Origin of the sequence: Kitasatospora sp. MY 5-36 (assembly GCF_001182915.1) — a bacterium.
Taxonomy (GTDB): domain Bacteria; phylum Actinomycetota; class Actinomycetes; order Streptomycetales; family Streptomycetaceae; genus Kitasatospora.
This window is the reverse complement of record NZ_LFVW01000503.1, coordinates 1-8,590: the sequence shown is the minus strand read 5'-3', so window position 1 is coordinate 8,590 and position 8,590 is coordinate 1. Positions and strand designations below refer to the sequence as shown.

Annotated in this window: 6 protein-coding genes; 4 read left to right on the top strand and 2 right to left on the bottom strand. The window is 74.1% G+C overall.

The genetic code is table 11. The features are described 5' to 3' along the window. Nucleotides 1-228 precede the first annotated feature (228 nt). Nucleotides 229-1,407 (top strand): serine hydrolase, encoded by a 1,179-nt coding sequence (locus tag AE652_RS28280; protein ID WP_049656527.1) that lies wholly within the window; start codon nt 229-231, stop codon nt 1,405-1,407. Between the two features lie 292 nt (nt 1,408-1,699). Beyond that, complete coding sequence (locus AE652_RS28275; RefSeq protein ID WP_234348569.1) at nt 1,700-4,045, top strand: penicillin acylase family protein; 2,346 nt, start codon at nt 1,700-1,702, stop codon at nt 4,043-4,045. A gap of 75 nt (nt 4,046-4,120) precedes the next feature. Here AE652_RS28275 and AE652_RS28270 read toward each other — a convergent pair whose 3' ends face one another. Together AE652_RS28270 and AE652_RS28265 are read right to left on the bottom strand one after the other, a co-directional pair. Beyond that, nucleotides 4,121-5,410, bottom strand: coding sequence for a cytochrome P450 (locus AE652_RS28270; RefSeq protein WP_107086561.1), 1,290 nt, complete (start codon nt 5,408-5,410; stop codon nt 4,121-4,123). A 26-nt stretch (nt 5,411-5,436) separates the two neighbouring features. Next, the gene (locus AE652_RS28265) at nt 5,437-6,792 is read right to left on the bottom strand and encodes a glutamine synthetase family protein (protein ID WP_049656521.1); all 1,356 of its coding nucleotides are present in this window, start codon (nt 6,790-6,792) and stop codon (nt 5,437-5,439) included. A gap of 423 nt (nt 6,793-7,215) precedes the next feature. Between AE652_RS28265 and AE652_RS28260 the strand changes: the two genes are divergently transcribed. Both AE652_RS28260 and AE652_RS28255 read left to right on the top strand, forming a co-directional pair. Then, nucleotides 7,216-7,404 (top strand): ferredoxin, encoded by a 189-nt coding sequence (locus AE652_RS28260; protein ID WP_049656520.1) that lies wholly within the window; start codon nt 7,216-7,218, stop codon nt 7,402-7,404. A gap of 57 nt (nt 7,405-7,461) precedes the next feature. After that, nucleotides 7,462-8,590 (top strand): NAD(P)/FAD-dependent oxidoreductase (locus tag AE652_RS28255; protein WP_049656528.1); only part of this gene is annotated, 1,129 nt, incomplete at its 3' end.

The following is an 8,590-nucleotide window of genomic DNA, read 5'->3' as shown; positions in this document are numbered from 1 at the left end:
CAGCCTGCGGCGGCTGGCGGCGCTGGGCGGGGCGGCCGACGGTGCGGGGGCCGAGCCGGCGCGGCCGGTCACGGCCTCGGTGGGCTGAGCCGCCACGGAGCCGGTGCGGGGGAGTCCCGGGGGAGTCCCGGGACAGCGCTGGGGGACGACTGGGGGACATCCCCCATTCCTCCCCCAAGTAGCGGAGCACCGCGGCCCGTTCGGACCGGAACCGGTTAGCGTGCGGCCATGACTTCGATCATGGGTTCGACCCTGCGCAGGCACCTCGTCGTGGCGGCCGGTGTCACCGTGCTGCTCGCCGCCAACGCGGCCACCGCCGTCGCCCGCCCGGCCGGTCCGTCCGTCGCCGAGCAGTTGCGCCGGGACGCCGCGGCGATCCACGACCTCGGCATCAGCGGCGTGCAGGCCCGGGTGATCGGGCCCGACGGCCGCCAGACGGTCGCCACCAGCGGCACCGCCGACGTCACCACCGGCCGCCCGGTCTCCCCCGACGGCTACTTCCGGATGGCCAGCACGGCCAAGACGATGGTCGCGACCGTGGTCCTCCAACTGGAGGCCGAGGGGCGGCTGTCGCTGGACGACACGCTCGGCCACTGGCTGCCGGAGGTGGTACGGGCCAAGGGCGGAGCCGGCGGCGGGACCACCGTCCGCGAACTGCTCCAGCACCAGGGCGGCATCGTGGACCACCTGCCCGGATACGACTCGAAGGACGGGTACGAGCGGGAGCGCTACAAGGTCTACCAGCCCGAAGACCTGGTGGCCGGGGCGGAGTTCGGCACCGACAAGAGCTGGAGGTACTCCAACGTCGGCTACCTCCTGCTCGACATGGTCGTCGAGCGGGCCACCGGCCGCCCCGCCCACCGGGAGGTCGAGGACCGGATCCTGCGCCCGCTCGGCCTCGACCGGACCCGGCTGATGGGCACCTCGCCCACTCTGCCCCGGCCGCACGCCCAGGCCTACCAGCTCTTCCCCGAACCCGACGGCCGGGTGGACGTCACCGAGCAGGTGCCGATGGACCAGGGGCTCTCCTGGGCCACCACCACACGGGACGAGAACGTCCTCCTCCGCGCACTGCTCGCGGGCCGGCTGCTGCCGGCGCGGCAACTGGCCGAGATGCAGCGGACAGTGACCGTGGACGACCAGACCTCGGAGATGTGGCACGGCGGCGAGTACGGGCTCGGCCTGGTCAAGCGCTCGCTGACCTGCGGCGGGACCTACTGGGGCCACGACGGCGGGGACGGCGGCTTCATCACCCTCAACGGCGTCACCGAGGACGGGAAGCGCAGCGCCGTGGTCTCCATGTCCGAGGCGCTCGGCGACAGTTGGGACCACATCAAGGCCCAGGAGGACGCGGCCTCGAAGCTGATCGACCACGCCCTGTGCGCCGGCAGCCCCCGCGCCAGCTGAGCGGGCGCCGGCGGGGCGTCGGACCCTGTGATCGACGACCGCATCGTCCGACGGGAGGGTCGTGCGGGTAGGGAACGTCTCCTCCCCGGGGTGTACACGGATAGGTCGTAGGGTCGAGGGCAGGTCGTCCCGAGGGGCGATGACCGGCGGGTGCCGGCGGCCACAGGGTGAGGCCATGACGGAAGTAAAGAACATGAAGGAACGTCAGTTTCGCTCAAAGCTAAGGCGGTTCACCTCGGGCGCGCTAGCGGTCGGGCTGACGTCCGCGCTGCTGACAGCCCTGGTGCCCGCCGTGGCCCAGGCCGCCGGCACCGACCTCGGGACCGGCCCCGACACCGACCGGGGCGGCTGGACCGCGAAGATCAGCCGGACCGAGTACGGCGTCCCGCACGTCCTCGCCCGTGACTTCGGCGGCCTCGGCTACGGCTACGGGTACGCCTTCGCCCAGGACAACCTCTGCCAGCTCGCCGACCAGGTGCTCACCGTGCGCGGCGAGCGCTCGCGCCACCTCGGCCCGGACGGCGAGTCCGTGGACCGGGTGAGCAACCTGGTGAGCGACACCTACCAGCAGGGCCTGCTGCGCGCCGGGACGGTGCGGCGGCTGCAGGCCGCCCCCGCGCCGCTCGGCCCGACCGACGAGGTGCGGCAGCTGGTGGACGGCTACGTCGCCGGGTACAACCGCTACCTGCGCGACACCGGCCCCGACCACCTGCCGGACCCGTCCTGCCGGGGGAAGGCCTGGGTCGGGCCGATCACCGCGGACGACCTGTGGAACATCCTCTACTCCGCCAACACCCTGGCGGGCAGCGGCGCCGCCAAGCAGCAGATCGCCACGGCCGTCCCCGCGGCCTCGACCGGGCCCGCAGTCACAGCCGGGTCCGGCGCCGAAGCCGCCGGACCCGCGGCGGACGCACCCCGGATCGCCGCTCCCGGCCACTCCGCCGACAACCCCGAACTCGGCAGCAACGCCTGGGCGATCGGGCGCGACGCCAGCCGCGACGGCACCGGCCTGCTGCTGGCCAACCCGCACCTCCAGTGGGCCGGCGAGCAGCGCTTCTACCAGGCCCAGCTGACCATCCCCGGCGTCCTGGACGTCGCCGGCGCCGGACTGTACGGCATCCCGTTCCTCCAGATCGGCCACACCCGCGGCCTCGCCTGGAGCCACACCACCAGCTACGCCGACCACTACACCCTCCACCGGCTCAGCCTGGTGCCGGGCGACCCGACCGCGTACCTGGTGGACGGCCAGGCCGAGCGGATGGCCCAGGAGACCGTCAAGGTCACCGTCCGGGCCGCCGACGGGACACTCTCCACCGTCGACCGGAGCCTCTACCGCTCCCGCCACGGCTACGTCCTCGCCGACGGCTGGACCGGGGAGCACGCCTACACCCTCGGCGACGCCAACGCCGAGAACCTCCGCTCCCTGAACCAGTGGCTGGCGGTCGGCCGCGCCCAGAACCTCGACCAGCTCCGCCAGGCCCAGCGCACCTACCAGGGCCTCCCGTGGGTGTACACCACGGCCGTCGACTCCACCGGCACCACCTGGTTCACCGACGCCTCCGCCGTCCCGAACCTCCCCGACGCCCAGCGCGACCGCTGCCTGGTCGCGGGCGGCGGCTTCGGACAGGTGCTGGACGGCTCGACCGCCGCCTGCGACCCGGGCACCGACCCGGACGCGCTCGTACCCGGCGTCTTCGGCCCCGCCAACCAGCCGGGCCTGACCCGCACCGACTACGTCGCCAACTCCAACAACGGCCCGTACCTGACCAACGCGGAGGCCCCGCTCACCGGCTTTCCCGCCATGTACCAGGGCGCCTCCGCGCGGATGCTGCGCAGCCAGCTGGGCCTGCGGATGATCGCCGACCGCCGGGCCGGCACCGACGGCCTCGGCGCCCCCGGGTTCACCCTCGGCTCGCTCCAGGCGACGATGTTCGGCAACCGGGTGCAGAGCGCCGAACTCGACCGCGACGACGCCGTGGCGCTGTGCCGCGCCCACCCGGAGATCGCCGCCTCCGACGGCAGCCGGGTCGACGTCCGCCCGGCCTGCGACGCGCTCGCCGCCTGGAACACCCGGGCCGACGCCGACAGCCGGGGCACCGTGCTCTGGCAGGCGTACCGGGACGCGCTGGCGGGGACCGGCGCGACCGCCTGGCAGACGGTCCCGGCCGACCCGGCCCGGCCGCTGACCACCCCGCGCGGCATCGACGCCGCCAACCCCGACGCCCAGCGCGCCCTGGCCGACGCGGTGAAGGGCCTGGCCGCCCGCGGCCTGCCGGTGGACGCCCCGATCGGCCTCGTCCAGCGCTGGGCGGGCATCCCGCTGCACGGCTGCTCCCACCAGCTGGGCTGCTTCAACGTGCTGACGGCGGGGCCGGATTCGGGCACCGGCGGCGGCACCTACCCGACGAACCTCGGCAGCGTCCCGCACGGCGGCACCTTCCTGATGGCCACCGAGCTGACCGACCGGGGTCCGCGCACCAGGACGCTGCTCACCTACGGCGAGTCCGCCGACCCGACCTCGCCCCACTTCACCGACCAGACCCGCGTCTACGCCCGCAAGCAGTGGGTGACCGAGCGTTTCACCGAGGCCGAGATCCGCTCCGCGCCGGGCCTCGGCGTCACCGTCCTGCGGCGCTGACGCGCCGTCGTACGGGCCTCCGGGCCGCCGCCGTTCCCGGAACGGCGGCGGCCCGTCCGACCTCGTGCGGCGGGGTCAGGCGAGGGTGACCTCGACCGGGAGCCGCTTGATGCCGTTGACGAAGTTGGAGCGCACCCGCGGGACGTCCCCGGCGAGTTCGATGCCCGCCAGCCGCGGGATCAGCTCCTCGAACATGATGCGGATCTCGGTGCGCGCGAGCAGGTTGCCCAGGCACAGGTGGGGGCTGCCCTTGCCGAAGGTGACGTGGTCGTTGTCGCGGCGGGTCACGTCGAAGTCGTAGGGGTTGCCGAAGACCTCCTCGTCGCGGTTGCCGGAGGCGAACCACATCACGACCTTCTCGCCCTCCCTGATCCGCCTGCCGCCGAGTTCGACGTCGCGGGTGGCCGTGCGGCGGAAGTGGTAGACGGGGGAGGCCCAGCGCAGGAACTCCTCCACCGCGCCGGGGATGAGGGACGGGTCCTCCCGGAGGCGGGCGAGCTGCTCGGGGTGCTGGAGGAGGGCCAGCATGGAGTGGCTGATGGTGTGCCGGGTGGTCTCGTTGCCGGCGACGACCAGGAGCAGGAAGTAGTTGTCGAAGTCCTGCGGCGAGAGCGGCACCCCGTCGCGGGGGGTCTCGTTGACCAGCCTGGAGACCAGGTCGGTGCCGGCGCCGCCGCGCCGCTGCCGGGCGAGTTCGCGGCCGTAGGCGAAGACCTCCAGCGAGGCGGGCGAACGGAACGGCAGGTCGCGGTACTTCTCGCTCTCCGCGCTGTGCAGCAGGACGTCGGCGTAGTCGGGGTCGGTGTTGCCGATGATCCGGTTGCCCCAGTCGATGAGCTGCTGGTTGTCCTCCGGGGGCACGTCCAGGAGGCGGGCGAGCACGTTGATCGGGAAGTCGGCGGAGACCTCCTTGACGAAGTCGAAGCGGCCCTTGGCCAGGGCGGCGTCCAGCGTGGTGGCGGTCAGGCCGCGCAGGAAGTCGGCGTAGCTGTTGATCACGCCCGCGCCGAACTGGCGCTGGAGGATGCTGCGCAGGGCGCGGTGGCGGACCCCGTCCAGCTCCAGGATGGAGGCGCGCTTCTTGATCTGGTCGTCGTCGACCTCCTCCAGGTTCACGAACCTCGTCGAGGTGAAGGTCTCGGCGTCCCGGTCGACGCGGGCGATGTCGGCGTGCCGGGTGACCGCCCAGAAGCCGGAGTTGGGCGCCTCCTCCGGCTGCCAGTGCACCGGGTCCTGGTGGCGCAGGGTGTGGAACATCCGCCACGGGGTGACGCCGTCGGTGAAGTTGTCGAGGTCGGCCAGGTCCACCTGGTCGAGGGGCAGCGGTTCGTCGATGGCGCCGGAGGCGGGCGGCGTGGACGGCACGGTGGTCACGGTTGGTCTCCTCGGTCTCACAGGTGGTACGCGTACTCGGTGAACTCCCAGTCGGTGACGTGCCGTTGGAAGCGGGCGACCTCGTCGCGCTTGTACGAGAGGTAGGCGTCGACGAAGTCCCGGCCGAGCACCCCGGTCAGGGCCGGGTCCGCCTCCAGGGCGTCGAGCGCCTCGGGCAGGGACGTCGGCAGCAGCGCGGACCTGGCGCGGTCGTAGCCGTAGCCCTCCAGCGGGGCGGCGGGCTCCTCGCCGGCGAGGACGCCCAGCAGGGCCGCCGCGACGGTCCCCGCGATCAGCAGGTAGGGGTTGGCGCTCGCGTCCCCCAGCCGCAGTTCGAAGCGGCTGCCGGAGCCGCGCTCCGGCGGGATCCGGACCATGGCGCTGCGGTTGTCCAGCCCCCAGTCGATCAGCCAGGGGGCGAGGGTGTCGGGGCCGAAGCGCTTGTAGGAGTTGACCGTCGGGTTGGCCAGCGCCGCGAGCGCCGGGGCGTGGGCGAGGACGCCGGCCACCGCGTGGCGCGCGGTCGCGCTGAGCCCGTACGGCGCGGCCGGGTCCGCGAAGACGTTGCCGCCCGCGCCGTCCACGCAGGACAGGTGGAGGTGGAAGCCGGAACCGCCGGCGCCCTGGAAGGGCTTGGCCATGAAGGTGGCCAACCGGCCTTCCTTGCGGGCGAGTTCCTTGACCGCGGACTTGAAGCGGAAGGCGCGGTCGGCGGCCGCCATGGCGTCGGAGTGGTTGAGGTTGATCTCGAACTGGGAGCCGTCGAACTCGTGGTTGCCGTTGGTGATGCCGATGCCGAGGTCGCGCAGCAGGCGCAGGGTGCGCAGCAGGTGGTTGTCGGCGTCCGCGCGCAGCCCCGCCGTGTAGACCACGCCGGCGGCCTCGCTGTAGCGGCGCCAGCCCTGCGGCGTCCCGGGCGCGGCGTCGCACAGGAAGTACTCCAACTCCGGCCCCACGACCGGGTGCAGGCCGTGCTCCCGGCACCGGTCGACGACCGTGCGCAGCAGGTCGCGGGGGGACTCCGGGGCGGGCCGTCCGGTGGCCGGGTCGGTGACGTCGCCGAGGCAGCTGGCGACTCCGGGCTCCCAGGGCAGGGCGGCCAGGGTGTCGAGGTCGGGGCGCACGCAGATGTCGGGCAGGCCGGCGTCCAGGCCGCCGGGGACGGGGACCACGTCGCCCTGGGGGCTGGTGTGGTAGACGGCGCGGCAGAAGGCGAGGCCGTGTTCGCAGGCCGAGGGCAGGTGGTCCAGCAGGACGTCCCGGGCCCGTTCGGTGCCGATGAGGTCGGGATAGGTCACCCGGACCACGTCGATGCCCTGGGCGGCCAGCCGCTCCAGGTGGTGGCGGACGGGCGGGATGTCGGATGCGCTCACCGGTGTCTCCTCTGGGGGAAGTGGGGCGCCTCCCCGCGTTCACGGCGTCGGGAGGGCCAGGGCGCACGGCAGTGGCGGGGTGGGGGAGGGGGCGCGGCGGCTTCGGGCTGCGGGGTGGGGCAGGACACGCTCGCTCGCTGGTGGCAAACGGTAGGGACGCCGGTCGCTCTCCCGCAAGGGGTCTGCCCCAGAAATTTATCCATCCGGATAGCTCTTGACCAGAGGCCGGCTGCTTCCTATGTTATTTGACATCAAACGTTTTGGCGGTCGCTCGTCACCGCCTTCCTCGGCGGCCATCGCCCCCTGCCTCCGGCGTCCGCCGCCCCCTCGGCCGTGATCCGGCCCCCGCGGCCCCACGCCCCCCGCGATCCCCCCGTTCCCTCCCTTTCCCGCGACGCTCCCCCACCACCAGGAGGACCGGCCATGAAGGTCGTCGTCGACATGAACAAGTGCCAGGACCACGGCCAGTGCGTCTTCGCCGCCCCCGACGTCTTCCGCTTCGACGAGGACGGACACCTCGCGTACGTCGCCCACCCCGACGAGGGCCTGCGCGCCGACGTCGAGGAGGCCGCCGACGTCTGCCCGCTCCAGGCCATCCGGATCGAGGACTGAGCCGTGACCGCACCCACCGCCGGGGCCGGCGTACCCGTCCTCGTGGCCGGCGCCTCCATGGCCGGGCTGCGCGCCGCCGAACAGCTGCGCGCCGCGGGCTGGGACGGGCCGATCACCCTCGTCGGGGACGAGCCCCACATGCCCTACAACCGGCCCCCGCTGTCCAAGGAGGTCCTGGCGGGCACGGCCTCCTTCGACTCGCTCGCCCTCCGGCCCCGGGCCGGCGTCTCCGACGTGCACTGGCGCCTGGGCACCGCGGTCGTCCGGGCCGACCTCGACCGCCGGACCGTCGAACTCGACGGCGGCGAGACCCTGCCCTACCGCGCCCTCGTCGTGGCCACCGGCATGCGCGCCCGGCGGCTGCGCTGCCCCGGCCCCGCCACCGGACGGCACACCGTCCGGACACAGGCCGACGCCCGGGGGCTGCGCGAGGCGCTGACCCGGCCCGGCGCGCGGGTGGTCGTGGTCGGAGCCGGCTTCATCGGCTGCGAGGTGGCCGCCACCGCCGTCGCCCTCGGCGCCGCCGAGGTCACCGTCGTCGACCCGCAGCCGCTGCCCATGGTCGGCCCGCTGGGCGAACTGCTCGCCGGGTCGCTGCTCGGCCGCCACCGGCGGCGGGGCGTCCGCTTCGCCCTCGGCACCGGGGTGACCGGCTTCCGGGGCGAGGACCGGGTCACCGGGGTGGCGCTGGCGGACGGCCGGGTGCTGGACGCGGACGTGGTGGTGGAGTCGGTCGGCTCGGTGGCCAACACCGAGTGGCTCGAGGGCAACGGCCTGGACCTCTCCGACGGCGTGCGCACGGACGAGCACCTGCGGGCCGGCGGGCGGCCGGAGGTGGTCGCCGTCGGTGACGTCGCCCGCTTCCCCAACGCCCGGTACGACGGCGTCCCGCGCCGCGTCGAGCACTGGTCCATCCCCACCGACACGGCCAAGCACGCCGCCAGGGTGCTCGCCGCCCACCTCGCCGGCGCCGACCACGGTCTCGCGCCGTTCGCCCCGCTGCCGACCTTCTGGAGCGACCAGCACGACTTCCGGCTGCAGTCCTTCGGCGCCCCCGGCCTCGGCCGGGACGACGCGCGCGTCCTGGCCGGCGACCCCGACGGGGACCCCGACGGGGACGTCCTGGTCGGCTACCACCGGGCCGGCCGCCTGGTCGGCGTCGTCGCCCTCGGCGGGCGGGGCGCCG

Excerpts from the sequence above, each read along its gene's own strand:
- AE652_RS28280 (WP_049656527.1), top strand. The coding sequence starts at position 229 with ATGACTTCGATCATGGGTTCGACCCTGCGCAGGCACCTCGTCGTGGCG.
- AE652_RS28260 (WP_049656520.1), top strand. The coding sequence starts at position 7,216 with ATGAAGGTCGTCGTCGACATGAACAAGTGCCAGGACCACGGCCAGTGC.